At 68.7% G+C, this 26,954-nt stretch carries 25 protein-coding genes; 10 read left to right on the top strand and 15 right to left on the bottom strand.

What is annotated here, in order from left to right:
* The first annotated feature begins 10 nt into the window (after window positions 1–10).
* The 6 genes from ACW18C_RS05080 to astB all read left to right on the top strand — a co-directional run bounded on the left by ACW18C_RS05080 (window position 11) and on the right by astB (window position 11,112).
* Window positions 11–1,807 carry an autotransporter assembly complex protein TamA gene (locus ACW18C_RS05080; protein ID WP_292149065.1) on the top strand — a complete coding sequence of 599 codons (1,797 nt, stop codon included), beginning with the start codon at window positions 11–13 and terminating at the stop codon, window positions 1,805–1,807.
* Window positions 1,804–6,036, top strand: a complete 4,233-nt coding sequence (locus tag ACW18C_RS05075) for a translocation/assembly module TamB domain-containing protein (protein WP_492073179.1) — start codon at window positions 1,804–1,806, stop codon at window positions 6,034–6,036. The genes ACW18C_RS05080 and ACW18C_RS05075 overlap by 4 nt, the downstream gene beginning before the upstream one ends.
* A 68-nt stretch (window positions 6,037–6,104) precedes the next feature.
* Entirely contained in the window at window positions 6,105–7,358 is a 1,254-nt protein-coding gene (locus ACW18C_RS05070; protein WP_492073178.1) for a hydrolase, read from the top strand.
* Window positions 7,359–8,366 (top strand): arginine N-succinyltransferase, encoded by a 1,008-nt coding sequence (locus tag ACW18C_RS05065; RefSeq protein WP_492073175.1) that lies wholly within the window; start codon window positions 7,359–7,361, stop codon window positions 8,364–8,366.
* Window positions 8,363–9,778, top strand: a complete 1,416-nt coding sequence (astD, locus tag ACW18C_RS05060) for a succinylglutamate-semialdehyde dehydrogenase (RefSeq protein ID WP_492073173.1) — start codon at window positions 8,363–8,365, stop codon at window positions 9,776–9,778. Before ACW18C_RS05065 ends, astD begins: the two co-directional genes overlap by 4 nt.
* Window positions 9,775–11,112 carry an N-succinylarginine dihydrolase gene (gene astB, locus ACW18C_RS05055; protein ID WP_492073171.1) on the top strand — a complete coding sequence of 446 codons (1,338 nt, stop codon included), beginning with the start codon at window positions 9,775–9,777 and terminating at the stop codon, window positions 11,110–11,112. The genes astD and astB overlap by 4 nt, the downstream gene beginning before the upstream one ends.
* Here astB and phhA read toward each other — a convergent pair.
* Window positions 11,109–11,984, bottom strand: a complete 876-nt coding sequence (gene phhA, locus ACW18C_RS05050) for a phenylalanine 4-monooxygenase (RefSeq protein WP_492073169.1) — start codon at window positions 11,982–11,984, stop codon at window positions 11,109–11,111. The genes astB and phhA overlap by 4 nt on opposite strands.
* 56 nt (window positions 11,985–12,040) lie before the next feature.
* Window positions 12,041–12,349 carry a heat shock protein HspQ gene (gene hspQ / locus ACW18C_RS05045; protein WP_008263584.1) on the bottom strand — a complete coding sequence of 103 codons (309 nt, stop codon included), beginning with the start codon at window positions 12,347–12,349 and terminating at the stop codon, window positions 12,041–12,043.
* 147 nt (window positions 12,350–12,496) lie between these two features.
* Here hspQ and ACW18C_RS05040 point away from each other — a divergent pair, with 147 nt between their 5' ends.
* On the top strand, window positions 12,497–13,597 hold the full coding sequence (locus tag ACW18C_RS05040) for a Ppx/GppA phosphatase family protein (RefSeq protein ID WP_492073167.1): 1,101 nt from the start codon (window positions 12,497–12,499) through the stop codon (window positions 13,595–13,597).
* Window positions 13,598–13,600: 3 nt separating this feature from the next.
* Here ACW18C_RS05040 and ACW18C_RS05035 read toward each other — a convergent pair whose 3' ends face one another.
* From ACW18C_RS05035 to gyrA, 5 genes are all read right to left on the bottom strand, one after another.
* Entirely contained in the window at window positions 13,601–14,473 is an 873-nt protein-coding gene (locus tag ACW18C_RS05035) for a peptidylprolyl isomerase (RefSeq protein ID WP_492073166.1), read from the bottom strand.
* Window positions 14,474–14,501: 28 nt separating this feature from the next.
* Complete coding sequence (locus ACW18C_RS05030) at window positions 14,502–15,389, bottom strand: peptidylprolyl isomerase (RefSeq protein WP_492073165.1); 888 nt, start codon at window positions 15,387–15,389, stop codon at window positions 14,502–14,504.
* 8 nt (window positions 15,390–15,397) lie between these two features.
* A complete protein-coding gene (gene coaD / locus ACW18C_RS05025; protein ID WP_008263176.1) occupies window positions 15,398–15,886 on the bottom strand; it encodes a pantetheine-phosphate adenylyltransferase in 489 nt (162 codons plus the stop codon).
* A gap of 265 nt (window positions 15,887–16,151) precedes the next feature.
* Window positions 16,152–16,964, bottom strand: coding sequence for an aminotransferase class IV (locus tag ACW18C_RS05020; RefSeq protein ID WP_492073164.1), 813 nt, complete (start codon window positions 16,962–16,964; stop codon window positions 16,152–16,154).
* A 177-nt stretch (window positions 16,965–17,141) separates the two neighbouring features.
* Window positions 17,142–19,916 (bottom strand): DNA gyrase subunit A, encoded by a 2,775-nt coding sequence (gyrA, locus tag ACW18C_RS05015; protein WP_492073162.1) that lies wholly within the window; start codon window positions 19,914–19,916, stop codon window positions 17,142–17,144.
* Window positions 19,917–20,038: 122 nt separating this feature from the next.
* Here gyrA and ACW18C_RS05010 point away from each other — a divergent pair, with 122 nt between their 5' ends.
* The gene (locus ACW18C_RS05010; RefSeq protein WP_035309653.1) at window positions 20,039–20,614 is read left to right on the top strand and encodes a superoxide dismutase family protein; all 576 of its coding nucleotides are present in this window, start codon (window positions 20,039–20,041) and stop codon (window positions 20,612–20,614) included.
* A 4-nt stretch (window positions 20,615–20,618) separates the two neighbouring features.
* Here ACW18C_RS05010 and ACW18C_RS05005 read toward each other — a convergent pair whose 3' ends face one another.
* On the bottom strand, window positions 20,619–21,149 hold the full coding sequence (locus tag ACW18C_RS05005; RefSeq protein ID WP_492073159.1) for a DUF1003 domain-containing protein: 531 nt from the start codon (window positions 21,147–21,149) through the stop codon (window positions 20,619–20,621).
* A 30-nt stretch (window positions 21,150–21,179) separates the two neighbouring features.
* On the bottom strand, window positions 21,180–22,100 hold the full coding sequence (locus tag ACW18C_RS05000; protein ID WP_492073157.1) for a DMT family transporter: 921 nt from the start codon (window positions 22,098–22,100) through the stop codon (window positions 21,180–21,182).
* A 96-nt stretch (window positions 22,101–22,196) separates the two neighbouring features.
* Here ACW18C_RS05000 and ACW18C_RS04995 point away from each other — a divergent pair, with 96 nt between their 5' ends.
* Both ACW18C_RS04995 and ACW18C_RS04990 read left to right on the top strand, forming a co-directional pair.
* Window positions 22,197–22,475 (top strand): type II toxin-antitoxin system Phd/YefM family antitoxin, encoded by a 279-nt coding sequence (locus ACW18C_RS04995; protein WP_492073156.1) that lies wholly within the window; start codon window positions 22,197–22,199, stop codon window positions 22,473–22,475.
* Window positions 22,472–22,852 (top strand): type II toxin-antitoxin system VapC family toxin, encoded by a 381-nt coding sequence (locus ACW18C_RS04990; protein ID WP_492073154.1) that lies wholly within the window; start codon window positions 22,472–22,474, stop codon window positions 22,850–22,852. The genes ACW18C_RS04995 and ACW18C_RS04990 overlap by 4 nt, the downstream gene beginning before the upstream one ends.
* Before the next feature lie 3 nt (window positions 22,853–22,855).
* On the opposite strand, the gene ACW18C_RS04985 is transcribed toward ACW18C_RS04990, so the two are convergent.
* From ACW18C_RS04985 to ACW18C_RS04960, 6 genes are all read right to left on the bottom strand, one after another.
* Complete coding sequence (locus tag ACW18C_RS04985) at window positions 22,856–23,326, bottom strand: DUF2269 family protein (protein ID WP_492073153.1); 471 nt, start codon at window positions 23,324–23,326, stop codon at window positions 22,856–22,858.
* Window positions 23,323–24,624, bottom strand: a complete 1,302-nt coding sequence (locus ACW18C_RS04980) for an SDR family oxidoreductase (protein WP_492073151.1) — start codon at window positions 24,622–24,624, stop codon at window positions 23,323–23,325. Before ACW18C_RS04980 ends, ACW18C_RS04985 begins: the two co-directional genes overlap by 4 nt.
* Entirely contained in the window at window positions 24,621–25,076 is a 456-nt protein-coding gene (locus ACW18C_RS04975) for a thiol-disulfide oxidoreductase DCC family protein (protein WP_492073149.1), read from the bottom strand. Before ACW18C_RS04975 ends, ACW18C_RS04980 begins: the two co-directional genes overlap by 4 nt.
* An 18-nt stretch (window positions 25,077–25,094) precedes the next feature.
* Window positions 25,095–25,595 carry a single-stranded DNA-binding protein gene (ssb, locus tag ACW18C_RS04970; protein ID WP_154726903.1) on the bottom strand — a complete coding sequence of 167 codons (501 nt, stop codon included), beginning with the start codon at window positions 25,593–25,595 and terminating at the stop codon, window positions 25,095–25,097.
* Between the two features lie 183 nt (window positions 25,596–25,778).
* On the bottom strand, window positions 25,779–26,204 hold the full coding sequence (locus ACW18C_RS04965) for a hypothetical protein (RefSeq protein ID WP_372705513.1): 426 nt from the start codon (window positions 26,202–26,204) through the stop codon (window positions 25,779–25,781).
* Window positions 26,204–26,884: a hypothetical protein gene (locus ACW18C_RS04960; RefSeq protein WP_008262702.1), complete on the bottom strand. Its 681-nt coding sequence runs from the start codon at window positions 26,882–26,884 to the stop codon at window positions 26,204–26,206. The genes ACW18C_RS04965 and ACW18C_RS04960 overlap by 1 nt, the downstream gene beginning before the upstream one ends.
* Window positions 26,885–26,954 lie beyond the last annotated feature (70 nt).

The following is a 26,954-nucleotide window of genomic DNA, read 5'->3' as shown; positions in this document are numbered from 1 at the left end:
AAGCTAGAGTTTGACGTTCCGGCCCACCCTGTTTCTCGCTGCGCTGGCGACCTGCAGCCTTTCCGCCCAGGCCGCCTCAGCCGATCCTCGCGCCCAGATCCGCGGCGACATGGACGCCGAACTGCGCCGCATGCTGGAACGCGCGGTCGGCGAGGTGGACGGGGCCCCGGAAAGCCGTTTCGAAGCCCGCCGCCGCGCCCAGGGCGCCCTGTCGGCGGCCGAGGCCCTGCTGCGTTCCGAGGCCTATTACCAGCCCGTGCTGGAAGACGTGGTCGAGGGCGAGGATCGGCCGTCGGCCATCGTGGACGTCCAGCCTGGCCGCCGGTTCCTGCTGACCCAGCCCACAATCACCTGGACCGATCCCGCGCCCGACGCCGAAAGCGCCGCCGACGCCCTGGAGGCCATAGGCCTGAAGGCGGGAGCCCCCGGACGGGCGGTGGACGTCATCTCCGGCGAAGGCCGGGCGGTCGCCACCCTGGTTCGCGACGGCTACGCCGACGCCAAGGCCGATCCGCGCCGCGTCGTGGTTGATCACGCCGCCTTCACGGTCGCCCCGGAATACCGCATCGACTCAGGCCGACTCGTCCTGCTGGACGGCGTGGTCATGCCCCGGACCGGTCGCACCAACCCGGCCTGGGTCGCGGGCCTGGCCCCCTGGACCGAGGGCGATCGCTATGATCCCGACCAGGTGGCCGAACTGGAACGCCGGCTGCTGGACACCGGGGTCTATGACGGGGTCGGCGTCGCCCTGGCGCCCGTCGACCAGACCAACGCCGACGGGCATCGCCCCATCATCGTCAATCTGCAGGACCGGCCGCGCCGCGTGCTGGAGGCCGGCGCCACCTGGTCCACGGCCGAGGGCGCGGGGGTCGATCTGATCTGGACCCGCTACAACCGTTTCGGCCGCGCCGACACCCTGAGGCTGGAAACACGGCTGGCCGATATCGACAGCCGGATCGGCGCCGACCTGTCCCTGCCCCACTGGCGCAAGCCGGGTCGGACGCTGAAGCTGAGCGCCGGCGTGGTCAAGGAAGACACCGACGCCTACGATCGCACCGCCCTGGTGCTGGCCGCCGAACTGCAGCAGCGGATCGGCAAGACCTCCTACTTCAACTATGGCGTCGGGCTGGACGCCGGCCGGTACAACGAGATCCGGTACGACTACACCTCCATCCCGCCCCGTGCGGTCAGCTTCGATCGCGATCTGGCCATCATCACCGGGCGGACCAGCGCCTATATCGACAACTCGAACGACCCGCTGAATCCGACCCAGGGCTGGCGCGTGACCGCCTCGGTCCAGCCGACCGCCGTGACCGGCCAGGACACGATCCTGTTCCTGCGCGGCGAAACCCAGGCCACGGCCTATCTGCCGCTCCAGGACGGGGCGCGCACGGTTCTGGCCGGCCGTCTCCGCATCGGTTCGATCATCGGCGGCGGCGAGCTGAGCGTGCCGTCGGACCGTCTGTTCTACTCGGGCGGCGGCGGGTCGGTGCGCGGCTACTCCTATCAGAGCGTCAATCCCAAACTGCCCGACCTGACCCCGCGCGGCGGCCTGTCGCTGTTCGAGACCTCGCTGGAGGTGCGCCGTGACATCGGCCAGAGCTTCCAGGCCGTGGCCTTCGTCGATGCCGGCGCCGTCGGCTTCCAGGAAACGCCGAACCTGACCAACATGCGGTACGGCGCGGGCCTGGGCGTCCGCTACAAGCTGCCGTTCGGTCCCATCCGCGCCGACATCGCCGTGCCGCTGGACAAGCGCGAGGGCGATTCCGCCTTCCAGATCTACATCAGCATCGGGCAGGCGTTTTGACCGAAGCCCCGCCCGAAAACACGCCGGACGCCGCAACGCCGGAAGAATCGGCCGCCGAGGTTCGCAAGAAGCGCAGCCTGCCGCAGCTGTTGGCCCTGGTCGTCGGCGGCGTGGTCGGCGGCCTGCTGGTGCTGCTGGTCATCGCCCTGATCGGCGGGCGGATGTACATCGTCTCGGACGGCGGGCGCGACCTGGTGACCGGCTTCGTCCAGGGCCAGAAGATCAGCCGCTATGGCCGGATCAACGTCTATGGGCTGAAGGGCGACCTGTTCGACGACTTCACCCTGGACCGGGTCACGGTGACGGACCGGGACGGCGTCTGGCTGGACGCCCGCAATGTCCGGGTCGACTGGTCCTACTGGCCGTTGATCACCCGTCGGTTCCACGCCACCGACATCAGCGCCGAGGTGATCCAGCTGGTTCGTCGGCCGGTTCTGGACGCTCCCAGCGGCGAACCCGGCGGCCCCCAACCCATCGACGTCGATATCGACCGCTTCTCCGCCAGGGTCGAACTGCTGGAAGGCTTCTCCAAGGAATACGGCCGCTGGAACCTGACGGGCGACGTCGCCCTGCCGCGACGCGGGGCCAAGACCGCGACCGTCAACGCCGACAGCCTGAACCGTCCCGGCGACTATCTGCGGCTGGCGGCGACCTTCGGCGGCAAGCTGGAAGAGACCCGCGTCAATCTGCGCGCCAATGAGGCCCAGGGCGGGCCGCTGGCCGGATCACTGGGCTATTCGCCCGACCTGCCCTTCTCGGCCGTGGCCTTGGTGAACGCCGACATGGTCCACGCCAAGGTCCAGACCGGACAGTTCACGCCCCTGACCGTCGATGGCCGGTTCGGCGAAGACGGCTCGCGCGTCTCGGGCTTCTTCGACTTCAGCGGATCGGACCTGTTCGAACCCTTTGTTCAGCGCGTGGGCCGCACCGCCCGGTTCGGCTTCGCCATGGTTCCGGCCAAGGACAAGGCGTTCCAGGGCGTGGGCTGGAAACTGATGTCGGACAATGTCGCGTCCGAGGCGCGCGGTCTGATCCGCATGTCGGACCGCAGTTCGCCCGATGGAATCAGGCTGGATATCCAGACCGTCTCGCTGAGCCGTCTGGTCGGGTCCGACGTCGGCGGGCCGGCCGCCTATTCGGGCCTGTTCAAGGGCGACGCCGAGACCTGGACCCTGGAAGGTCAGGCCAGCCTGCTGAACGCCAATCTGGCCAGCTATCGCGCCACCCGCATGGCCGGTCCGCTGAACGTCCAGGTCAAGGACGGCCGGATCGATCTGGACGGGGACATCCGCGCCGTCGGAGGTTCATCCGAGGGGCTGATCGGCGGCCTGCTGGGCGCGACGCCGCGCGTGCAGATGGAGGCCGCCCGGATGAAGGACGGCGCCCTGTTGCTGGAAAAACTTGATCTTCAAGGCCAGGGGCTGACGCTGAAGGGCTCGGGCTCGCGCAATCTGCTGGGCGGCATGGGCTTCCGCGGCGATGCGCAACTGACCGACGCCTCGCGAGTCCTGCCCGACGCCAAGGGCGCCTTTGGCGGTCCGGTCCGCGCCTCGTCGGCCAAGACCGGCGCGCCCTGGGTGCTGACCTTCGACGGCCGGGGCCGCAATCTGACGGTCGGAATGGACGAACTGAACCGGCTGCTGGGCCGCACGCCCCGCCTGCAACTGACCGGCAAGCTGAATGGGAACCGGATCGAGGTGGATCGCGGCGAACTGACCGGGGCGGCCGGCCGCGCCGGGGCCAAGGGCCTGATCGAGACCGACGGCCGCCTGCGGCTGGCGCTGGACTGGAACGCGCGCGGCCCCTTCGCCGTCGGACCGGTCGAGATCGGCGGCGACATGAACGGGCGCGGCGCCCTGACCGGTACATTGTCCCAGCCGCGCGTCGATCTGACCGCCGGATTCGACACGGTCACGGCCGGCGCCCTGACCCTGACCCAGGCCGACCTGATCCTGAGCTTCCGCAAGGGGGCGGATGCGTCGGACGGCCGGATCACCGTGACCAGCGGTTCGAACTACGGCCCGGCCCGGGCGTCCGGGAACTTCTTCCTGGGCGGGCGGCGGATCCGGCTGAGCGATCTGGACGTCAACGCCGGCGGGGTGACCGCCCAGGGGGCGATCGCCCTGTCCAACAACGTTCCCTCCAGCGCGGACCTGACCTTCACCGCCCGCACCGGCGCCTTCCTGGCGTCGGGCGAGGCCAACGGCCGCATCCGTCTGACCGAAGGCGGCGGATCCGAAAGCGCCATCCTGGACGTCAACGGCCGCAACATCCGCCTGGCCGGCCAGAGCTGGAATATCCGCACCATCGACCTGGACGGCCGCGGCACGCTGGACAACCTGCCCTTCACCCTGGCGCTGGACGTCGGCGGCGGCGTCCCCGCCCAGTTCAACGGCACAGGCGTCTATTCACGGCGCGGGGCCGCCCAGACCCTGACCCTGCGCGGCGGCGGCCGGGTGCGCGAGGTGGCCTTCACCACCCGCAGCGCCGCGACGATCACCTTGAACGGCGAGAGCCGGACAGCCCACCTGGACCTGGGCGTCGGCAGCGGCGTGCTGCTGGCCGATCTGCGTCAGGACGCGCGCACGGCGATCATCCAGGCAGACCTGACCAGCGTGGACCTGCAGACCCTGTCGCCCAATCTCCGCGGCCGCGCCACCGGGCGGGTCGCCCTGCGCGGCGCGGGCGACGACCTGTCCGGGTCGGCCAACGTCACCCTGGCGGATGTCCGCAGCATCGACGCCCCCAGCGGGCTTTCGGTCGACGGCCGGCTGGACGCGACCCTGATCAACAACAGCCTGACGATCAAGGCGACGGCGTCCGACGAGGGCGCGGTCAAGGCGGCGGCCGATGTCGTTCTGCCGGTCGAGGCCTCGGCCGCCCCGCTGCGTCTGGCCATCGCCCGCCAGCGGCCCATGTCCGGCAATGTTTCGATCAACGGCCAGATCCAGCCGATCTGGGACCTGTTCCTGGGCGGCGACCGTAGTCTGGCGGGCCAGGTGGCGGGCCAGGCGACCCTCGGCGGCACCCTGGCCGCGCCGCGCCTGAACGGAAGGTTCGACCTGACCCAGGGCTCCTATCGCGAGAAGGCGGTCGGCCTGGTCCTGGGCGACCTGACTCTGAGGACAAGCTTCGACGACACCACGGCCCTGATCGAGACCTTCACCGCCAATGACACCGCCGGCGGCACAGTCGCCGGCCAGGGCCGGATCGGGCTGCGCGAAGGCTCGGGCTCGACGGCGCAGTTGAACCTCACGCGGTTCCGGGTCATCGACAACGATATCGGCGAGGCCCGCGCTTCAGGTCCGATCACCATTGTTCGCGGTCAGGACGGCAACATCCAGCTGTCGGGCCAGATGAATATCGACGAAGCCCGGATCGAGCCGGAAGTGCCCGGCGCCACCGGCATCGTCTCGATGGACGTGGTCGAGATCAATCGTCCCGGCGGCGATCCGGTCGAGACCGTGGCCCGTCAACGCGGGCCGCAGATCGGCATGGACATCGCCCTGCGCTCGACCGGCGGCAAGGTGCGGGTCAGCGGCCGCGGCCTGAACGTCGTGCTCGACGTCAACGCCCGGGTGCGCGGCACCATCGCCCAGCCGCAACTGACCGGCACGGCCAATGTGGTGCGCGGCGATTACGAGTTCGCGGGCAAGCGGTTCATCTTCAACGACACCGGCCGCGTGACCCTGTCGACCGATCCGAAGCAGATCCGCCTGAACCTGTCGGCGACGCGCGAGGATACGGCCCTGACCGCCTCCATCGCCGTGACCGGCACGGCCGACCAGCCGAAGATCGCCCTGACGTCCACCCCCGCCCTGCCCCAGGACGAAATCCTCTCGCAGGTGCTGTTCGGCCGTTCGGCCTCGCAACTGTCGCCGTTCGAGGCGGCGCAACTGGCCGCCGGGGTCGCGGCCCTGGCGGGCGGCGGCGGCTTCGACGTGATCGGGAACCTGCGCGAGCTCGCCGGGCTTGACCGTCTGTCCTTCGGCGGCCAGGCCTCGGCCGTGACGGTCGCCGGCGGTCGCTACATCACCGACAACGTCTATCTGGAGGTCATCGGCGGCGGCGAAGGCGGGGCGGCGGTCAAGGTCGAATGGCAGCCGCGCCGCAACCTGGCCATCAGTTCGCAGTTCGGCGGTCAGGGCGACACCAGCCTGTCGATCCGCTGGCGCCGCGAAAGCCGCGAAGCCGGCCAGCGCACTGACCGCCGCCCGAACCGGAACTAAAGCCTCAGCCGCCCGACGTGCCCCACGCGACCTTCACCTTTGGCCCCGCGACGGCTAGGGTCCGGCCGATGCGGATTCTGACCACGGACCAGGCCGTCCTCGACCACGTCGCCGCGCGACGCGAGGCGATTATCGGCCGCACCATCGACTGGGCGAACATCAACTCCGGCAGCCGCAACGCCGCCGGTTTGAACGCCGTGCTGGACGCGCTAGAGGCCGTAGCCGGGGCCCTGCCCGGCGCCGTCGTCGAACGGATCGCCACCCAGGGCTCCACCACCGTCGCCGACGACGGCTCGGTGCGGACCGAGGCTCACGCCGACGCGCTGAAGATCACCGCCCGTCCCGAGGCGCCGATCCAGGTCGTCCTGACCGGCCACTACGACACCGTCTTCCCTGCCGACGGCCGCTTCCAGACCGTCACGACCCGCGCGGACGGGGCCCTGAACGGCCCCGGCGTCGCCGACATGAAGGGCGGGATCAGCGTGCTGCTGGCCGCGCTGGACGCCTTCGAGACCCACCCCGAAAAGCACGGCGTCGGCTGGACCGTGCTGTTGAGCCCCGACGAGGAGATCGGCTCGCCCGCCTCGGCCCCGCTGCTGACCGAACTGGGCGCGCGCGGGCATGTGGGCCTGACCTATGAACCGGCCCTGGCGGACGGCACCCTGGCCGGGGCACGCAAGGGCAGCGGCAACTATCATATGATCGTGACGGGCAAGGCCGCCCACGCCGGCCGCGCCTTCGAAGAGGGCCGCAACGCCATAGCGGGAGCGGCCATGATCGCCGCCGCCCTTCACGGACTGAACGGCCAGCACGATGGCGTCACCGTCAATGTCGCCAAGATTTCGGGCGGCGGGGCCCTGAACGTCGTCGCCGACAACGCCGTGGTGCGGTTCAACGTGCGTGTGCCGGACAAGGCCGCCGCCGACTGGATCGACGCCTCGGTCCGCGCCATCGCCGCCACGCCGCCGTTCGAGGGTCTGACCCTGGACCTGCACGGCGGCTTCACCCGTCCGCCCAAACCGATGGACGCGGCCCAGACCGCCCTGTTCGAGGCGGTGAAGGAAGCCGGCGCCCTGCTGGGCCAGCCCATCGCCTGGAAGCCTTCGGGCGGCGTCTGCGAAGGCAACAACCTCCACGCCGCCGGATTGCCCAACATCGACACCCTGGGCGTCCGGGGCGGCGACATCCATTCGGACCAGGAGTTCGCCTGGCCCGACAGCTTCGTCGAACGCGCCCAGCTGAGCGCGCTGATCCTGTGCAAGATCGCCTCGGGCGAGATCGACGCGGCCAAACTGAAATCCCTGCGGATGGAAACCCTCTGAATGCTCGTCGTCCGTCCCGCCGGCCCCGCCGATCTCGATTATCTGCTGGAGCTGGCCATCCTGTCCGGCCCCGGCTTCACCAGCCTGCCGGAAGATCCCGACGCCCTGGCGGAACGGCTGGAGCTGAGCCAGGCCAGTTTCCGGGGCGAGGTGACGCACCAGGAGGCCTGGTACACCCTGATGCTGGAAGACGGCGACACCGGCGACATCGACGGGGTCGGATCGGTCAAGGCTACCGTGGGGCTGAAACGGCCCTTCTTCTCGTTCCGCATCGTCAACAACACGGCCTCGTCGCCGTCCCTGGGGGTCAAGCTGGATCACCAGACCCTGGTGCTGGTCAATGAATGCACCGGCTGGACCGAGGTCGGGTCGCTGTTCCTCAAGGCCGATCGGAGAAAGGGCGGGGCGGGTCGCCTGCTGAGCCAGTCGCGCTACATGCTGATCGGCGCCCAGCCCGAACTGTTCGCCGAGAACGTGCTGGCCGAGTTGCGCGGCGTCTTCTCGCCCGACGGGGCCTGCCCGTTCTGGGACCATGTGGCGCACAAGTTCTTCCCGATGGAGTTTGATCACGCCGACCGGATGAGCGGATCGACCGACAAACAATTCATCCTGGACCTGGCCCCGCGCCACCCGATCTATACCGAGCTGCTGCCCGAGCCGGCGCGCGCCGTGATCGGCAAGGTCCACCCCCAGGGCGTACCGGCCATGGCCCTGCTGGAAAGCGAAGGCTTCCGGCCCAACGGTCTGGTGGACATCTTCGACGCCGGTCCGACCGTGTCGTGCGGGCGCGACAATATCCGCACCGTCCGCGACGCGCGCCGCCTGACGGTCGAGATCACCGACCGGGTCGAGGCCGAACTGCCGGCCCTGATCTCGACCGACAGCATCGCCGCCTTCCGCGCCGTCCGCGCCAAGGCGGACATCGACGGCGACATCGCCCGCCTGACCGCCGAAACCGCCGCCGCGCTGAAAATCAAAGCCGGCGCCACTGTCCGCGTGAAATCATGACCCTGTTCCAGTCCATCGACCCCGCCACCGAAGCCGTGAACTGGGAAGGCGAGGCCGCCAGTCCGGTTCAGGTCCAGGCCGCCGTCGACGCCGCCCGCGCCGCCTTCCCCGCCTGGGCCGACGCGCCTCGCGCCGACCGCATCGACGCCGTCAAACGCTATCAGGCCGTTTTGAAGGACCGCGCGCCCCAGATCGCCGAGGCCATCGCCCGCGAGACCGGCAAGCCGCTGTGGGAGACCAAGACCGAGGCCGCCGCCATGATCGGCAAGGTCGACATCTCCATCCGCGCCTATGACGAACGCACCGGCGAACGCACCAGCGACACCGCCTTCGGCCGCGCGACCCTGCGTCACCGACCGCACGGCGTGGCGGCGGTGCTGGGCCCGTTCAACTTCCCCGGCCACCTGCCCAACGGCCATATCGTCCCGGCCCTGCTGGCGGGCGACACCGTCGTGTTCAAGCCGTCGGAGGAGACGCCCCTGGTCGGTCAGGTCATGGCCGAGGCCTTCGCCGCCGCGGACCTGCCGACCGGCGTGGTCAATGTCGTCCAGGGCGGACGCGAGACCGGTGCGGCCCTGCTCGACGCCGGGATAGACGCCCTGATGTTCACCGGCTCGGGCGCGGCCGGCGCCCATTTCCGGCGCAAGTTCGCCGACGATCCCCACGTCATCCTGGCGCTGGAGCTGGGCGGCAACAATCCGCTGGTCGTCTGGGATACGGCGGACGCGGAAGCCGTAGCGGGCATAGCGGTGCAGTCCGCCTTCATCACCACCGGCCAACGCTGTTCCTGCGCCCGACGCCTGATCGTGCCGGAGGGCGCGCAGGGCGACGCCATCATCGAAGCCATCGCCGCCCTGTCCGATCGGCTAGTGTTCGGGCCTTGGGACAGTAATCCCGAACCCTACGCCGGACCGCTGATCTCAGCCCGGGCCGCCGAAGCGGCATTGAAATCGCTGCAGGAACGGATCGACGCCGGAGCCAAGGTCATCCGCGCCTCGGGTCCTGTCGCCAACCTGCCCGGCGCCTTCGTCAAACCGGCCATCATCGACGTGACCGGGATCGACGTTCCCGACGAGGAGATGTTCGCCCCCTTCCTGTCGGTGATCCGCGTCCCGACCTTCGACGCCGCGATCCAGGCGGCCAACGCCACCCGGTACGGCCTGTCCGCCGGCCTAGTCAGCGACGACCCGTCCAACTGGGACCATTTCATCCGTCGCATCCGCGCGGGCGTGGTCAACTTCAACCGCCCCACCACCGGCGCCGCCGGCGACATGCCCTTCGGCGGCCTGGGCGCCAGCGGCAACCACCGCCCCAGCGCCTATTACGCCGCCGACTACTGCGCCTATCCGGTCGCCAGCTTCGAGGCGGATGCGGTCGCGAACATCGAAGGCGAGATAAAGGGGCTGCGATGACCCCCGCCATCGAAGCCAACGCCGACGGCCTGATCGGACCGACCCACTCCTACGCCGGTCTGTCGCCCGGCAATCTGGCCTCCAGCCTGAACAAGGGCGAGGCGTCGAACCCGCGCGCGGCGGTGCTGCAGGGGCTCGACAAGATGAAGACCCTGGCGGACCTGGGCCTGCCCCAGTTCGTCCTGCCGCCGCATGACCGGCCGAACATTCCCTTCCTGCGGACCCTGGGCTTCACCGGCTCGGACGCCCAGGTGCTGGAGCAGGCCTGGAAGGACGCCCCCGCCTTCGCCGCCGCCGCCTGCTCGGCCTCGCCCATGTGGGCCGCCAACGCCGCGACCGTGACGCCCAGCGCCGACGCCGCCGACGGTCGGGTGCATTTCACACCCGCCAATCTCGTCACCAATCTGCACCGGTCGCTGGAGCATCAGCAGACGAAGCGGGCGCTGGACGCCCTGTTCCCCGCCGCGGATCGTTTCGCCGTCCATAACGCCCTGCCCTCTGTGGCCCATCTGGCCGATGAAGGCGCCGCCAACCATGTGCGCCTGTGCGCAGAGCATGGGGCGCCGGGTGTCAATCTGCTGGTCTGGGGGCGCGAGGCCTTCACGCCCTGGGACGGCCCCTACCCCGCCCGCCAGACGCGCGAGGCGTCGCAGGCCGTCGGTCGTCGCCACGGCGCCAGCGGCGTCGTCCTGGCCCAGCAGTCGAAGGCCGCCATCGCCGGCGGCACCTTCCACAATGACGTGGTCTGCGTCGGGGCGCGGGACACCCTGTTCTTCCACGACCTCGCCTTCGAGGACACGGCCGGAACCCAGGCCGCCATCCGTCGCGCGGCCGAAGGCCTGTTCGACCCGATCTTCGTCGAGGTGTCGTCCGCCGACCTGCCCCTGGCCGACGCCATCAGCAGCTACCTGTTCAACTCGATGCTGATCCAGATTCCGGGCGAGGACCGCCTGACCCTGATCTGTCCGACCGAGACCCGCGACAATCCGCGCAGCCATGCGGTGGCGCAATCCCTGGCCGCCTCAAACGGCCCCATAGGCCAGGTCCGGTACGTCGATGTGCGCCAGTCGATGCGCAACGGCGGGGGGCCGGCCTGCCTGCGCCTGCGGGTCGTGCTGACCGAGGCCGAGCTGGCCGCGACCAACCCGGCAATGCGCTTGACCGATGCTCTCCACGCCGAACTCTCGGCCTGGGCCAATCGCTGGTATCGCGATGAACTCCGCCCCGCTGATCTTGCCGATCCGGCTTTGCTGGAGGAGAGCCGAAGCGCGCTAGACGCCCTGACCGGCATCCTGAACCTGGGCGGCGGCTTCTATCCGTTCCAGCGGCCCTAGGCCGCGAACCGCCCGCCCTTGGACGCATAGGCTTGAGTGCCGCGCGTGAAGACCTGATCGGTCGGCAGGACCGTCTCGATCGGCAGGTCGGCCTGCCCCTTCAAGGCGTCATAGACCGGCCCGAAGTCCTTCAGCGTCTGGTCCTTCAAAGCCTCCAGGCTGTCGATGACGAAATAGACCTGCTGGAAGTCGTCGATCCGGTACAGGGTCCGCATCACCCGCTCCAGATCGAAACCCAGCCGGTTCGGCGACGGATCTTCCAGCGCAAAGACGCTTTCGGTCGCCGACGAGACGATGCCGGCGCCGTAGATGCGCAAGGCTCCGGCCTCCTGCATCAGGCCGAACTCGACCGTGTACCAGTACAGCCGCGCCAGATTTGGCAACATGCCCAGACCGGCGGCGCGCTGTCCGCCCTTGCCGTAGGCCTCCATATAGGCGGCGAAATCGGGGTCGGTCAGCATGGGCACATGGCCGAAGACATCATGAAAGATGTCGGGTTCCTGGAGGTAATCCAACTGGTCCGGTTTGCGGATGAACTGGCCCGAGACGAAGCGGCGATTGGCCAGGTGATCGAAGAAGACCTCGTCGGGCACCAGACCGGGCACGCAGACCACGGTCCAGCCGGTCAGGGCCTGGAGCTTGGGATTGATGATCTCGAAATCGGGAATGCCGCCTGCATTCAGGTCCAGCGCCCTCAACCCGTTCAGGAAGGCGTCACAGGCCCGGCCGGGCAGGATCTTCATCTGGCGGGCGTACAGCGTATCCCAGGTCTGGTGTTCGACCTCGGTATAGGCGGCCCAGTTCTGGGGAATGGTCCAGTCGGCGGCCGCGCCCTCGGGCGGTTGTTCGAAGACGTGTTCGAAGTCGGACATGGACGCTCCTCTTTGCCCCATCCTAACGCCCGGCGGGCGCCCCTTCCAAGTCTTCCTCAGTGAATGCCTTCATGCAGGGGGGCGTGATGGCCTTCGGCGTCGGTGGTGAACCAGCGCTGGGCGTCATCGGGCAGCAGGACGGACTGGCCGTCTTCCAGCACCCCCTCCGCCGCATAGGCGACGAAGCCGCCGTCCTCGCCCAGGGCGAAGACGCGGTAGAAGGGCTGGTCCGCCGCCACGGCGCCGGTTTCGACGGCGGGGCCGGCGTAGCCGTGGTCGACGTCCATCACCACGCCGCGAAAGGCGTTGTCGCGGTGACGAACGATCTGGCCGATGGCGAAACGGGCGGTGTGAACCTGGGTCATGAGGTCTTGTTACGCTGGTGCGGATGACCGGGACGCCCACAGGTCCGTTCATCTTCCTGACAGAATGGCTTGGCGCGGACGATCTTCGCGGGCTAGGCTGATCAGGACGGGCGCCGCTTTGGACCGCCCACATCGGAATGACGGCCCATGCCGGAGACCCACGGCGCGCCCCGACGGCGCGACGAGCGGTCCCAGCCTTCCCGCGAGCGGGATGCGTCGGGTCGGGACGCGCCCCTGTATGGCGCGCTCGATCTGGGGACCAATAATTGCCGGCTGCTGATCGCGCGGCCGTCGCGCGACGGCTTTCGGGTGGTCGACAGCTTCAGCCGGATCGTGCGGCTGGGCGAAGGCCTGTCCCGCACGGGACGGCTGGACCCGCGGGCGATGGACCGGGCCTATGACGCCCTGGCCCTGTGCGCCGACCGGATCGTCAGGAAGGGCGTGGAGTCGGTTCGGCTGAGCGCGGTCGCCACCCAGGCCTGCCGCGCCGCCGAGAACGGCGCCGAGTTCATTGATCGCGTGCGCAAGGGCACCGGCTTGCGGCTGCGGATCATCGATCCGGCCGAAGAGGCGCGGCTGGCGGTCGAGGGCTGTCTGAACCTGATCGATCCCAAGGCCGAGGCCGTGCTGATCATCGATGTCGGCGGCGGTTCGACCGAACTGTCCTGGCTGAAGCGGGAAGACGCCGACTGGAAGACCACCGCCTGGATGTCCGCGCCCCTGGGCGTCGTCACCCTGGCTGAGCGTCACCCGGAGCCGCAAGGCGCCGGCGAGGACTGGTACGAAGCCATGGTGAACGACATGGGCGCAGCCATTGCGGCGGGCGGGATCGAGGATGCGGCCATGATGGAGCTGTTCCTGGCGGACCGCGCCCATCTGGTCGGCACCTCGGGCGCCATCACCAGCCTGGCGGGCATTCACCTGAACCTGCCGCGCTACAATCGCGACCGGGTCGATGGACTATGGATGACGCGGAGCGAGTGCGAGGCGGCGGCGGAGCGGCTGAAGGCCCTGGGGCCGGACGGCCGGGCCAGGGAGGCCTGTATCGGGCCGGACCGCGCGGATCTGGTGCTGGCCGGCGCCGCCATTCTGGAGGCCATACAGCGCGCCTGGCCGTCGGAACGGGTGCGGGTCGCCGACCGCGGTCTGCGCGAAGGCCTGCTGCTGCAGCAGATGCGCGAGGACAAGAAGCCGCCCAAGCGGCGCAGGCGTCGGCGGGGCCGAGGCCGGGGACCTGCGGCGACCTGAGCGTCAGCTCGCCGCCGCCAGCCGCACCGGCACGTCGATGTCGCAGACCGAAAAGTCCGCCCCCTTGGCCTGACGCGCCTGATCGACCAGGGCGCGGAAGGTCGGCGAGGTGGTGTTCAGCATCTGCACCGCCGGGCGCTCGGCCGACGGCAGGTCAGACGCCAGGCGGACGCGGGTCATCCGGTCGGGATCGGTGACGACGCCGTCCGGATTGGGGCTGGCTTTAAGGGCGCGCACGACCTCAAGCCCGACGACGACGCGGCCCCAGACGGTGTAGCGCTTGTCCAGGGCGGGATAGGCCTGGCGCATCAGGAAGAACTGGCTGTTGGCGGTGTCATTGCCCTCGTCGCGGGCCATGCCGGCGACGCCCGGGCAATAGAGACCCCAGCCATGCACCTTGCGGTCGGCCGTACCCGCCATCAGGGCGTCGGGCTGGGTCTGGACCGGGAGGGAATGGTAGAAGCCGATCAGGGCCCCGGCCGGCGCGGCTGCGGGGGTGAAGGCCATGTCCGGGCCGCGTCGGAAGGTGAACTCGGCCTTCAGGTCGGGATACCAGCTCTGGCCGTCCCCGGTGCCCAGGGGGTCGCCGGTCTGGGCCATGAACCAGTCGATGACCCGGTGCCAGGCCAGATTGTCGTAGAAGCCGCGCGACGCCAGCAGCTTGATCCGCTCGACATGGGCCGGGGCGATCTCGGGCGCCAGTTCGACCAGAATCCGGCCCTTGGTCGTGTCGATGACCAGCAGATTATCCGGCGCGACGGCGCGCCATTCGGTCGGCGCGGGCGGGGGCGGCGGCACAGCCGCCTGCTGCGCCAGAGCCGGACTGGCCAGCAGCGCCGCAAGGCCCGCCGCCATCAGCGTGTTTCGAATGGTCATCCCCCGGCCCTCCCCTGTATTTTGGCGATCAGCCGCCGACGACCTCGGCCACCGGTTGAACGTCGCAGATATTGAAGCTGCCGCCGCGCGCCGTGCGGGCCGCCGCGATCCGTTCGGCGAAGGCGGCGCTGGCCGGATTCAGCACACGGACGGTGGGCCGTTCGCCTTCCGGCAGGGCCGAGGCCATGCGGACCCGCGTCATGACGTCGGGGTTGGCGACCTTGCCGTCTTCGGCGTCGGAGCCCTTGTTCAGCTTGTTCACCACGTCCAGACCCGAAACCACGCGGCCGAAGGCAGTGTAGACGCCGTTCAACTGGTCCCGGTCGCCCATCATCAGGAAGAACTGGCTGTTGGCGCTGTCGGGCGCGCCGGCGCGGGCCATGCCCAGGACGCCGGGGCAGAACAGGCCGTGGGCGCCGACCTTGAAGTCGGCGGTGATCATCATCTGGGCGTCGGGCTGGGTCTCGACCGGCAGGACGCCGACCAGACCGCGCACGCCCTGGCCCGCGTTCGGCACGGCGACGAAACCGGCGTCGCGGCCGCGGCGGAAGCTGAACTCGGCCTTCAGGTCCGGCAGTTCGCTGCCGCCCTCGCCCGTGCCCTGCGGGTCGCCGGTCTGGGCCATGAAGTCGGGGATGACGCGGTGGAACTTGAGCCCGTCATAGAAGCCCTGGTTGGCCAGGGTGCGGATGCGTTCGGCATGCGCCGGGGCGGCGACCGGCGTCAGCTCGACCAGGATCCGGCCCTTGGGCGTGTCGATGACCAGCAGGTTCTCGGGCGCGACGGTGCGCCAGTCCGCAGCGGGAGCCTGAACCGGGGCTTGGGCCGAGGCCTGAGCTTGGGCCACGGCCGGAGCCTGGGTCGAAACCGACGCCACAAGAGCGGCGGCGGCCGCCGCGATCACACCAAGACGCATTGACGAACTCATCCTCTGTTCTTGACCTTGTCCCGCACGCGCGCGGCGATGGCGGGGCTGACGAAACTGTCGATCGCGCCGTCCAGACGGGCGATTTCCTTGACCAGCCGCGAGGCGATGGCCTGATGCCGCGGATCTGCCATCAGGAATACCGTCTCGATGTCCTGATTGAGGCGCTGGTTCATGGCCGTCATCTGGAACTCGTATTCGAAATCGGCGACCGCGCGCAAACCGCGAATGATGACATTGGCGTTCAGCTCTTCCGCGAAATGCATCAGCAGGGTCGAGAAGGGCTGGACCACGATGTCGCCGCCCAGGTTCGCCACCTCGGCCTGGAGCATCTCGACCCGCTCGGCCGTGGTGAACAACGGCCCCTTGTCGTCGTTCTGGGCCACGCCGATGACCACCCGGTCGACCAGCTTCAGCGCCCGCTTGATGATGTCGGTGTGACCGTTGGTCACTGGATCGAAGGTGCCCGGATAGAGTCCGATGCGCATGGCGTGTCTCCCCAGCCTGTCGCCTGCTGTTCGGCGTGACTTAGCAGGTGCGAAAGGTTCGGCCTAGCAGGCCGTTGGCGTGGAGGCGTGTCGTAAAAACAGGGTGACAAGGCGCCAAAAGCGCCAAAGCAGGCGGTGGACGGCGGGGCGGGGTTTTGGCGTCACGTCGGTCATTGAGCGACTTTACACCCGCCGCAAACCCAGGCGCGCTGATTGCTGATTTCGCTGACGACGATACTGAATTCGTTAGATTTTTCTTGCAGAATTAGGAGAGCTGGACCGTCAAGGGCAGCGGGTCATTGGCGGCCCAGGCGGTTTCGATCGCCGTCAGCAGGGTCGGATCGACGGCGAAAACCTTATCGTCAACTGCCGTGATGGGACAGGCGGGCGTGGCGCTGTTGCACAGGAATGCGCCATCGAAGCCCGCCAGTTCGGACACATGCACCGGGCGGGTCTGCGACGATAGGCCCAGCCCGGTCAGCCCCCGCGCGATCAGGACCTGGGTCACGCCCGCCAGCATCGGCGCCTGGGGCCAGACGATGCGATCCCCCTGGATGAAGCCGATGTTCCAGGTCACGCCCTCGGACACATGGCCCCGGTCATCGACGAACAGGGCGTCGTCGAAGCCCGCCGCCCGCACGGCCCGGCGCACGCGCGTCTGACCGAAGGTGGCGACGTGTTTCAGGTGGGGGGTTTCGCGGCCATGGGGCACAGCCGTCACCCGCATCTGGGTCGCCAGCGGCGGCGGGGGCGGCGAGACGACGGTCATCACCTTGGGTCGGCCGACGAAGGACGGATTGCGATGACCGATCTCGGGCGAGAACAGGCTGACGCGCATCCAGGCCTTGTCACGTCCCTCAACAGCGCGCGCCAACAGACGTCGGAACTCGGCCTCGCCGGGGCTTTCGCCGAACAGTTCGATGGCGGCCTGGTCGAGGCGGGCGAGATGCAGGTCCAGGCCGCGGACCGCGCCATGCTCGACGCGGAAGGAGGTGTAGGCGCCGTAGTTGACGAGGGCCTGGTGGGCCAGGTCGTCAGGGGTGGCGGGAAGGCCGTCGATCAGGATGTCAGACGTCATGGCCGCTCCCCTCTCCTCCTTCCTTCTCCCCTTGCGGGAGAAGGTGGCCCGAAGGGCCGGATGAGGGGTCCGCCGGTGGGCCAGTTCGCACCATCGTTCCCCTCACCCTTTCGCGCCAGAACGATCGCTTCGCTCTCGTGCGCTCAAGCCCTCTCCCGGCGGGAGAGGGTCTTGGTTTTAGGCTTCGGCCTCGCCGCCCTCTTCACTCGCCTCATCCGAACCGCCGCTTTCCGGCAGGCGTTCGACCGAGACGACCTTTTCGTCCTTGCCGGTGCGGAAGATTGTGACGCCCTGGCTGGAGCGGCCGACGATGCGGACCTGATCCATCCGCGTGCGGATCATCTGCCCGCCCGAGGTGACCAGCAGCAGGTCGTCCGTTTCCTCGACCGGGAAGGCTGCGGCAAGGCGCGTGCCGGCGCGGCCGCCCAGGCCGTGAGCCGTCAGGCCCTGACCGCCGCGACCGGTGCGGCGGTACTCATAGGCCGAGGATCGCTTGCCGAAGCCGGTCTCGGTGACCGTCAGGATGAACTGTTCGGCGGCGCCCAGTTCGGCGATCCGCTCGACGGTCAGAGCGGCGTCGGCGACCTCGTCTTCAGCCTCGGCCGGAGCCGCGACATCCTCTTCCGCCTCCGCGCCGGCCAGGGCCTTGCGCATGGCGTTGGCGTGTTTGACGTAGGCCGAGCGTTCCTCGGGCGTCGCGTCGACGCGGCCCAGGATGGCCATGGAGATGACCTCGTCGCCGTCCTGCAGGCGCACGCCCCGGACGCCGGTCGAATCCCGGCCCTTGAACACGCGTACATCGTCGGCCTTAAACCGGATCGCGCGCCCCAGGGCCGTGGTCAGCAGCACGTCGTCATCGGCGGTGCACAGGCCGACGCCGACCATGCGGTCGTCGCCTTCCAGCTTCATGGCGATCTTGCCGGCGCGGTTGACCGTGGCGAAGTCCGACAGCTTGTTGCGGCGCACGTCGCCCGAGCTGGTGGCGAACATGATGTCGTAGTCGCCCCAGGTGGTCTCGTCCTCGGGCAGGGGCAGGACGTTCATGATGCTGTCGCCCGGCTCGATGGGCAGCAGGTTGACGAAGGCCTTGCCGCGCGACTGCGGATTGCCCAGCGGCAGACGCCAGGTCTTCAGCTTGTAGGCCTTGCCGTTGGTGGCGAAGAACAGGACCGGGGTGTGGGTCGAGGCGCTGAACACGCCGGTGATGGCGTCCTCGTCCTTCATCGACATGCCCGAACGGCCCTTGCCGCCGCGGTGCTGGGTCCGATAGGCGTTCAGGGCGACGCGCTTGACGTAGCCGCCGTGGGTGACGGTGACGACCATGTCCTCGCGCGGGATCAGGTCTTCGTCCTCCATCTCGCCGTCGCCTTCCCCGATCAGGGTGCGACGCGGGACGGCGAACTTGGCCTTCACGTCGATCAGGTCGTCGCGAATGATGGCCAGGACGTTCTTGCGGTCCGACAGGATGGTCAGGTGGCCCTGGATGGTGTCGGCCAGGCCGTTCGCCTCGCCGAAGATGTCGTCACGGCCCAGGCCGGTCAGGCGCGACAGGGTCAGGGCCAGGATGGCGCGGGCCTGTTCGTCGGTCAGTTGCAGGCTGTCGCCGTTGATGACGACGCTGCGGGGGTCGGCGATCAGCTCGACCAGGGCCATCATGTCGCCGACTGGCCAGGGCTTGGCCTGCAGCCGTTCGCGCGCCTCGGTCGGATCGGCCGAGGAGCGGATGATGTGGATGACCTCGTCGATATTGGCGACGGCGACGGCCAGACCGACCAGGACGTGGCCGCGGTCTCGGGCCTTGTTCAGCTCGAACTTGACGCGGCGGACCACCACTTCCTCGCGGAAGTCGAGGAAGATCTGCAGCAGGTCGCGCAGGCCCATCTGCTCGGGCCGGCCGTGGTTCAGCGCCAGCATGTTGACGCCGAACGAGCTCTGCATGGCGGTATAGCGCCACAGCTGGTTCAGGATCACGTCGCCGGAGGCGTCGCGCTTCAGCTCGATGACGATCCGCATGCCCTGACGGTCGGATTCGTCGCGGACGTCGGAAATGCCCTCCAGACGCTTCTCGCGCACCATTTCGGCGATCCGCTCGATCAGGGTCTGTTTGTTGACCTGATAGGGCAATTCGGTGACGACGATGGCCTCGCGATCCTTGCGGATCTCTTCCACCGAGGCGCGACCGCGCACGACGACCGAACCGCGACCGTCGCGCAGCGCATTGCGCGGCGCGGTGCGGCCCATGATCTCGCCGCCGGTCGGGAAGTCGGGACCGGGCACGATGTCCAGCAGGGCGTCGTCGGTGACGTTGGGGTCGTCCAGCAGGGCCAGGGCCGCATCCACGACCTCGCCCAGATTATGCGGCGGGATATTGGTCGCCATGCCGACGGCGATGCCGCCGGCGCCATTGACCAGCAGGTTCGGGATCCGGCTCGGCAGGACGACCGGCTCCAGCTCCTTCTCGTCGTAGTTGGGCTGGAAATCGACGGTGTCCTTGTCGATGTCGGCCATCAGGGCGACGGCGGCCGGGGCCATCTTGGCCTCGGTGTAACGCATCGAGGCGGGCATATCGCCGTCGACCGAGCCGAAGTTCCCTTGGCCGTCGACCAGCATCAGACCCATCGAGAAGGGCTGGGCCATCCGCACCAAGGCCATATAGACCGAGGCGTCGCCGTGGGGGTGGAACCGGCCCAGCACGTCGCCGACCACGCGGGCGCATTTCGAATAGCTGCGCTCGGGCGTCATGTTCAGGTCGTGCATCGAATACAGGATGCGACGGTGAACCGGCTTGAGGCCGTCACGGGCGTCGGGAAGCGCGCGCGAGACGATCACGCTCATGGCGTAGTCGAGGTACGAACGCTTCAGTTCGTCCTCGATCGTGATCGTGGAAATGTCGGAGCCGCCGCCTCCCGGAACGATCGGAGTTGCGGCGTTTTCGTAGCTGTCGTCGGTCAAGGAAGCGTGGCTTTATGCGGCCGGAATCGGAACGTGATCCGCTGTGACGATTTCTAGCATTCCAGGGCCTCGGTGGCAAAGCGACGTCGCCGTGAAAGCCCGTCTCTGAAAGGACGTTCCACATGCGCTTCACGCCCCTCGCCGCCGCCCTCGCTCTCGCCGCCCCGCTGGCCCTCGCCGGAGCCTGCGCTTCGACCGCCGATGCGGCCCAGATGCAGGCCGAACGCGCGCCCGTGGGCGCGACCGGACAGGCCGTTCTGATCAACGCCCAGGGGGCCAATATCGGACGCGTCGATCTGCGCCAGGGACCGACCGGCCTGGTGATCAAGGTCGAGGCCTCGGGCCTGACGCCCGGCTGGCACGGCATCCATATCCATGCGACTGGCGAATGCGCCGCACCCTTCACCTCGTCCGGCGCCCATATCAACCACGGCGAGCCCAAGGCGCCGCACGGCCTGCTGAACGCGGCGGGGCCGGACGACGGCGATCTGCCGAACGTCTACGCCGGCGCCGACGGCAAGGTGAACGCCGAACTCTTCACCACCCGCGCGCGGATTTCCTCGGAAGGGCCCGGCCAATGGCTGTGGGACGCCGACGGGTCGGCGATCATCATCCACGCCAATCCCGACGACCACTCGAGCCAGCCCATCGGCGGGGCCGGCGATCGGGTCGCCTGCGCGGCGTTGAGCGCGAGCTGACGCCCTAACGCCCCTTCTCAACCAGCAACCGCTCGATCATTTCGGTCTGCTCCTGCTGGCGCGCCGTCAGGTGTTCGACCTTGTCCAGCAGGGCCATGATCTCGATCTCGGCCTTCAGATTGACCTGGTAGTCGTTGCCGGCGTCCAGCCGGTCCTTCGAGGCCTGACGGTTCTGGCTCATCATGATGATCGGCGCCTGGGCCGCCGCGATCATCGACAGCATCAGGTTCAGGAAGATGAAGGGATAGGGGTCGAACGCATCCCGTCTCAGAACCAGATTGATCAGCGTCCAGGCCACGAGGAACAGGCCGAAGGCGATCAGGAAGGTCCAGGATCCGCCGAACTCCGCCACCCGGTCGGCCAAACGGTCGCCGAAACTCTGGCGGTCGTCGAAGGCTTCGTTCACATCCTCCGAGATCGGGCGGCGTTCGGCGGCGCTGCGAACGACGCTGGCCTCGTTCGCGGCCAGTTCATGCGTCTCCTTGCCCAGCCAGCGGCGGGAAACATGATCGGCGTCGAGAGGGGCGTGTGACATGACGGATTCCTGAATCGCTCAGGAAACAGATCAAGCCTTGGCGGCCCCCGCGCGCAAGCCCCGTTCGGCCAGGGCGACCAGAGCCACCCCGCCCATGGCGATGGCCGAGCCGGTCAGGATCTGGGGCGTCAGCACGTCGCCCATCAAGCCCCAGCCGATCAGCATGGACACCACCGGCGTCACCAGCAGATAGGGCGTCACCCGCCCGGCCTCGCGCCGCTGCACCAGCCAGAACAACAGGGTGGTGGCCAGGACCGAGGAGACGATCCCCGCCCACAGCAGCGAAGCCCAGACCATGGGCGTGGCGGACTTCACCGCCGCCCACTGCCCGTGCTCGAACACCGCCGAACCGAAGGCCATGACCGGAAAGGCGCCGAGCGCCAGCAGCCCTTGCATCTTCAGCGGCGGGATCGAGGTCGTGCGCCGCGCGACCACCGTCGTCACGCCCCAGGCCGCCCCGGCGGCGATGGCCACCAGGATGGCCTTCCAGTCCTGAAGCGCATGGGCGTCCAGCGTCATCCAGGCCACGCCGACAAAGGCCACCCCCATGCCGACCAGGGCGGCCCTGCTCAGTCGCTCGCCCAGGATCAGGAAGGCGAACAGGGCGGTGAAGGGGATCCACAGCTGGTTGGCCACCGTCACGGGGCTGACGTCGGTCGCCATCCAGTAGGCGGTGTAGGCCAGACCATACTGGATCGGCCCGCCGACGATGACGATCAGCAGCAAGCTCCTCCAGTCCGGGAACGGCGGACGGACGAAGACGATCAGACAGGCCGTTGCGAGACCGAAGCGGATCGCCCCGACCAGCAACGGCGGCAGGGTCTCGGTCGCCAGCTTGGCCCCCGCATTGTTCACGCCCCAGACGACAATGATCGCCACGATGGCGGCGATCTCCAAACCGGTCAGGGCGTGGGGCTTGTGCGACGGCGGGGCGGGGGTGGCGGCGGTCATGATCCGGCTATCGCACGGCGTAAGCCGCTTCGCCCGTCAAATGGCGTGTCGGCTCATTGCATTGACATGTACATGTCTCAGGCGCAGCATGTACATATGACCGAAGTCACCCTGACCGCCCTGCGCAAGGACCTGTTCCGGCTGGTCGACAGCGTGCTGGAGACCGGCGAGCCGCTGGTCATCCGGCGCGGCGGTCGGCGGCTGACATTGATCGCCGAGACCCCCGCAAAACCGACGACGCCCGAGGAACGCTGGGACGCTTATATGGCCCAAGGGGTGCGGGAAGGTTGGGAGGACTGCCCCGACGACATCGACACCAACAAGAGCCACTGGACCTGGGATCCGGACATCAAGTTCGATTTCCGCGACAAGTGACCCATCTCGACACCCAGGTCGCCCTCTGGCTCTACTATCGGCTGGATCGGCATATCAGCCGCCCGGCGCAGGCGCAGCTGGCGCGGGCTCGCGATTTGCGTCTGTCCCCCCTGGTGCTGGTGGAGATCGAAATCCTGATCGAGATCGGTCGGGTCAAGCTGAAGACGGCCGATCTTCTGCTGCGGGATCTTGAGGACCGGCTGGACCTGTCGCTATCGGACGCTTCGACCGCCGCCGTCGCTGAGGCGGCCTGCCGCTTCGCCTGGACGCGCGATCCGTTCGACCGGCTGATCGTCGCCAACGCCATGGCCGACGGGGCGAAGCTGATCACCGCCGACCAGATGATCCTGCGTCATTTCGACAAGGCGGTCTGGTAGGCCTCAGAACGTCGGCTTGGCGACCATCAGCCAGTAGATGGCCAGGACGCCGGCGAAGGCGGGCCAGCCCAGGCCGAACCACCAGCGAAACAGACGATGATAGGCGGTCGGCAGCGCCGCCCCCTGCCCCGCCGCCTGCTCGGCCAGCTTCGTCATCCGGTACTGGATCCAGACGACCGGCAGCCAGCAGACGCCGACGAACACATACAGCCCATAGGCCGCCAGCAGCCACGGACTGGTCAGGGACCAGCCCTGCAGATGGATCAGACCCAGGCCGCTGATCGGCTGGACCACCACGGCGCTGGTGGTGAAGACGAAATCGGCTAGGACGACGATGCGCCCGACCTCAGCGACCGTGCGGGCGTCGCGCGTGGCGTGGGCGCGCAGCATGAAGAAGGCGATGCCCGCCCCTGTGCCGAACAGGACGGCGCCGGACAGGATGTGGATGATTTTCAACGCGAAATAGAGGCTCATCGGCGGGCGTCCGTTGCGGCCACGAACAGGCACAGCGCCATCATAGGCAGGACTTTCAGCCACGGCCCCAGCGGATCGATCCAGTAATGGGGCAGGCTGAGCGTGCCCGCGATCAGATAACCGATGGTGGCCAGACACATGAAGATCGCCACCCGCGCCGTCCAGGGCCGCACGAACAGCGCCAGCCTGAGAACCACGTCCAGCAGGGCGCCCCACCAGGCCACCGGCCCGGCCCAGCGGCCGTAGCCGCCCTCGTGCAGAATGGCGACGGCGCCGTTCCAGCCCGGCCCGAAGCTGATCAGGCCCGTGATCAGCCAGAACAGGCCCAGGGTCAGGATGGAGATCGGGCGGACGAACCACAGCCGCGCGTGCCAGACGTCCTGGACCGAAGCCGGGGTCTCGGCCAGGAAACGTGTAAAGCCGCGCGAAGACACGCCCAAACGCTCGGCCCAGCCGCTGTCGTGGCCGGAGACGTCGTAGTCCATCTGTTTGATCGCGGTCGTGCGGATCGGCGAGAACCAACCCAGCCGACCCAGCACGTCGCCGACGGCCAGGGCAGGCGCAGCCAAGGCGCGGGGCACAGGCAGGACCGGCGCAGGCTTCAAACCGAGCCAGCCGCGATAGAGGCGCACCGTCTCGACCATGGTCACCGCCTCCGGCCCCGGCATGTCCAGCGCCTGACGCGACGGGGCGCCCGCTTTCAGGGCCGCGACGACGGCGGCGCACAGATCACCCAGCGGGATCGGGCGGAAGGTCTGATCGCCCCCCACGACGGGGCTGAACAGAGGAAAGGCCGCCAGTGCGCGGATCAGACCCGTGCCGCCGAAGGCCGCCCGGTCCACCACAAGCGACGGCCGCAGGATCAGCCAGTCCAGGGCGCTGGCGGCGACCAGCCGTTCGGTCTGCGCCTTGGTGCGGGCGTAGTCGGTGCCGGCTTCTTCGTCCGCGCCGACGGCGGAGACATGCACCAGACGCCGGACGCCCGCCGCCTCGCACGCCGCGATCAGGGCGCGCGGGCCGTCGACATGGGCCGCGCGGGTGCTGTCGCCGCCGCCGTCCTGCAGGACGCCGACGCAGTTCACCACAGCCGACACCCCGTCCAGAAGGGGCGCCCAGGCCTGGGCCGTCGTCAGTTTTGAAAAGTCGGCGACGATCCAGTCGAAGCTCGGGGCGCGTCGGGACGGTTCGGCGATACGCCGCGCGCCCGCTCTCACGCTCCAGCCCTCTGCGGACAGGGCCGCCGCTACGTGCGAGCCAATGAAGCCGTTGGCGCCCAGCACCAGCACGCGACCGCTCATCCCAGCACTCTATCCATCAGATCGACGCCCGCCGGAGGAAGGGCGCACCAGGTCGAACCGGGAAACCGGCGACGGCGACGCGCCACGAAGTCATACAGGCGGTCGCGAATGAACCGTGGCGCGATCCGACCTATGATCGCCCACCGATAGGGTGCAGGCAGCTGGGCGGCGATGGCCAGGACGGCGTCGGAGCGTTCGCGCGCCACGCCATCCTGGATCAGCAGCATGGTCGCCGGATCCTGAGGATCAACGCCGTAATGCATCAAAAGCGCCTGCCCCAGGGGCGACTGCGTCGGGGCCAGCCGGAACAGCCCGACCCGGTCTGCCTTCAGGATCTTGCGCGCCGAGCCGGAGCACAGGGCGCAGTCGCCGTCGAACAGGACCAGGGGTCGGTCGTCCGGGAAGGCCGGGACGGCGGGATCCTCACGATAGCTGTAAGACCCCCGCCCCATGGTTGGTTCGGATCGACCTTAGAACGGAATGTCGTCGTTCAGGTCGTAGCTTTCCTTCGGGCCGCTCGGCTTGTTGGCGCCGCCGGTGGAGAAGCCCGAGGAGTAGTCGTCGTCGCCGCGACCACCGCCGCCGCCGCCGTAACCGCCGCCTTGCGAGCCGCCTTCCGAACGGCCGCCCAGCATGGTCAGTTCACCCTTGAAGCGGCTGACCACGATCTCGGTCGAATATTTCTCGACGCCCTGCTGATCGGTCCATTTGCGAGTCTGGAGCGCGCCCTCGATATAGACGGTCGAGCCCTTCTTCACATAGTTCTCGACCACCTTGACGATGTTGTCGTTGAAGATGACGACCCGGTGCCACTCGGTCTTTTCCTTGCGCTCGCCCGAGGACTTGTCGCGCCAGGTTTCCGAGGTGGCGATCGACAGGTTGGCGATGCGGTCGCCGTTCGGCATCGACCGGATTTCGGGATCGCGGCCCAGATTGCCGACCAGAATGACCTTGTTGACGCTGCCCGCCATGGAAACTTCCTTCTCGTAGGGAGCGGCGAGTCCCTCGCCTGCTCCGTAATTCAGCCGGATGTCTTAGAGCCGCCGCCAGTCACCGCCAGCCGCATTCGACATCAGACCCGCCAAACCGGTGGATTAACGAAATGTTCCACCTTTGTTCACGTCACGCAAGTCTCTTCTACGACAGCCCGGGCCCTACTTGGTCTCGGGCGGCGGCGCGGCGATCGCGATCGGGCGCCCCGTCTCGTCACGCTGGATGGCGCCGGGAATGGCCAGACGGCCGTCGCCGGTGCGGGCCATGGCGAAGAAACGGCTGCCCGTCAGGGTCTTGCCGAACTTCACGCCCTCGCGGTCCACGAAGATGAAGCGGCCCTGATAGGCCCCCGCGACCTCCTGGTTCGAGCCGCCCATGCGCAGGAAGCGCAGACGCATCTCCTCCAGCTGGCCGGCGCACAGTTCGATCTGGGCGACGTTCTCGCCCATCTTCTGCAGGCGCGGCTCCTGGCCATCCGGGGTGGCGACGAAATAGCAGACGCCCGGCTCGAACTCGAACTTCGGCTGGTTGCTGCACGCCGCCAGGACGGCGGCGGCGGCGATGACGGAAAGGGCGAGCACGCGCATCAGTTCAGACCCGGGAATTGGCAGTTGCGGTCCTGCTCCGCCAGAGTGCGGAAACGGCTGTTGTCGCCCGACTGTTCCACCCGGCGCGGGACGAGGCGAAGGGTCGTGTCGCCCCAGCGGCCGTACTGGGCGTCGCCCGGACGCACGCAGGTGCCGGCGTACAGGGCCTGGACGCAGGCGTTCAGGCTCATGCCGCTGGACAGGACGCGCCAGTCCGAACCGGAATGACGCAGGCACTGGGCGCCGGCGGACGGCGCGGGCGCCGGATTGCTGGGCGCGGCGGCGCCCGGAGCCGGACTCGGCAGGGGATCGGCCTGGGCCATCTCGACCGGCGGCAGTTCCGGCGGCGGGGCGAAGGCGGCGGTGGGGGCGGCCGCCAGGGCGCCCGTCTCGTCGATGCCGACATCCAGGGCGTCGGTCGCCAGGCCGTTGCGTTGGGCGCAGACGGCCAGTGTCGCCATGCCCACGAACTGGCCGTCCACGAAGCAGCGCAACTCGCGCGTCGGCTCCAGCGTCGGGGCGTCGGCCAGGTCGACGGTCAGACCGCCCCTCGCGGCCGGCGGAGCTTCCGGCGTCTTGTCGCCGCCGCCGGTGAAGATGAGCGCCAGCACCACGGCGGCGATGATCACCAGACCGGCGCCGATGGCGATGATGACGCGATTGTCGTTCGGAAGGGCCATGAGGGGCTTTCGCAACTGAAGCGCCCAATAACCCGGAACGCACGCCGGGCGTCAACCGCCTAGGCGCGCA

This window comes from Brevundimonas sp. FV1ye7S, assembly GCF_058680995.1.
The sequence above is the reverse complement of the archived record's forward strand: the minus strand, read 5'-3'. Positions and strand labels throughout refer to the sequence as shown.

Excerpts from the sequence above, each read along its gene's own strand:
- astB (WP_492073171.1), top strand. The coding sequence starts at position 9,775 with ATGACCCCCGCCATCGAAGCCAACGCCGACGGCCTGATCGGACCGACC.
- ACW18C_RS05005 (WP_492073159.1), bottom strand. The coding sequence starts at position 21,149 with ATGTCACACGCCCCTCTCGACGCCGATCATGTTTCCCGCCGCTGGCTG.
- coaD (WP_008263176.1), bottom strand. The coding sequence starts at position 15,886 with ATGCGCATCGGACTCTATCCGGGCACCTTCGATCCAGTGACCAACGGT.
- ACW18C_RS04985 (WP_492073153.1), bottom strand. The coding sequence starts at position 23,326 with ATGAGCCTCTATTTCGCGTTGAAAATCATCCACATCCTGTCCGGCGCC.
- ACW18C_RS04995 (WP_492073156.1), top strand. The coding sequence starts at position 22,197 with ATGACCGAAGTCACCCTGACCGCCCTGCGCAAGGACCTGTTCCGGCTG.
- phhA (WP_492073169.1), bottom strand. The coding sequence starts at position 11,984 with ATGTCCGACTTCGAACACGTCTTCGAACAACCGCCCGAGGGCGCGGCC.
- ACW18C_RS05000 (WP_492073157.1), bottom strand. The coding sequence starts at position 22,100 with ATGACCGCCGCCACCCCCGCCCCGCCGTCGCACAAGCCCCACGCCCTG.
- ACW18C_RS05010 (WP_035309653.1), top strand. The coding sequence starts at position 20,039 with ATGCGCTTCACGCCCCTCGCCGCCGCCCTCGCTCTCGCCGCCCCGCTG.
- ACW18C_RS04975 (WP_492073149.1), bottom strand. The coding sequence starts at position 25,076 with ATGGGGCGGGGGTCTTACAGCTATCGTGAGGATCCCGCCGTCCCGGCC.
- ACW18C_RS04980 (WP_492073151.1), bottom strand. The coding sequence starts at position 24,624 with ATGAGCGGTCGCGTGCTGGTGCTGGGCGCCAACGGCTTCATTGGCTCG.
- ACW18C_RS05030 (WP_492073165.1), bottom strand. The coding sequence starts at position 15,389 with ATGCGTCTTGGTGTGATCGCGGCGGCCGCCGCCGCTCTTGTGGCGTCG.
- hspQ (WP_008263584.1), bottom strand. The coding sequence starts at position 12,349 with ATGACCCAGGTTCACACCGCCCGTTTCGCCATCGGCCAGATCGTTCGT.
- ACW18C_RS04960 (WP_008262702.1), bottom strand. The coding sequence starts at position 26,884 with ATGGCCCTTCCGAACGACAATCGCGTCATCATCGCCATCGGCGCCGGT.
- ACW18C_RS04965 (WP_372705513.1), bottom strand. The coding sequence starts at position 26,204 with ATGCGCGTGCTCGCCCTTTCCGTCATCGCCGCCGCCGCCGTCCTGGCG.
- ssb (WP_154726903.1), bottom strand. The coding sequence starts at position 25,595 with ATGGCGGGCAGCGTCAACAAGGTCATTCTGGTCGGCAATCTGGGCCGC.
- ACW18C_RS05020 (WP_492073164.1), bottom strand. The coding sequence starts at position 16,964 with ATGACGTCTGACATCCTGATCGACGGCCTTCCCGCCACCCCTGACGAC.
- ACW18C_RS05035 (WP_492073166.1), bottom strand. The coding sequence starts at position 14,473 with ATGACCATTCGAAACACGCTGATGGCGGCGGGCCTTGCGGCGCTGCTG.
- ACW18C_RS05040 (WP_492073167.1), top strand. The coding sequence starts at position 12,497 with ATGCCGGAGACCCACGGCGCGCCCCGACGGCGCGACGAGCGGTCCCAG.
- ACW18C_RS05065 (WP_492073175.1), top strand. The coding sequence starts at position 7,359 with ATGCTCGTCGTCCGTCCCGCCGGCCCCGCCGATCTCGATTATCTGCTG.
- astD (WP_492073173.1), top strand. The coding sequence starts at position 8,363 with ATGACCCTGTTCCAGTCCATCGACCCCGCCACCGAAGCCGTGAACTGG.
- ACW18C_RS05070 (WP_492073178.1), top strand. The coding sequence starts at position 6,105 with ATGCGGATTCTGACCACGGACCAGGCCGTCCTCGACCACGTCGCCGCG.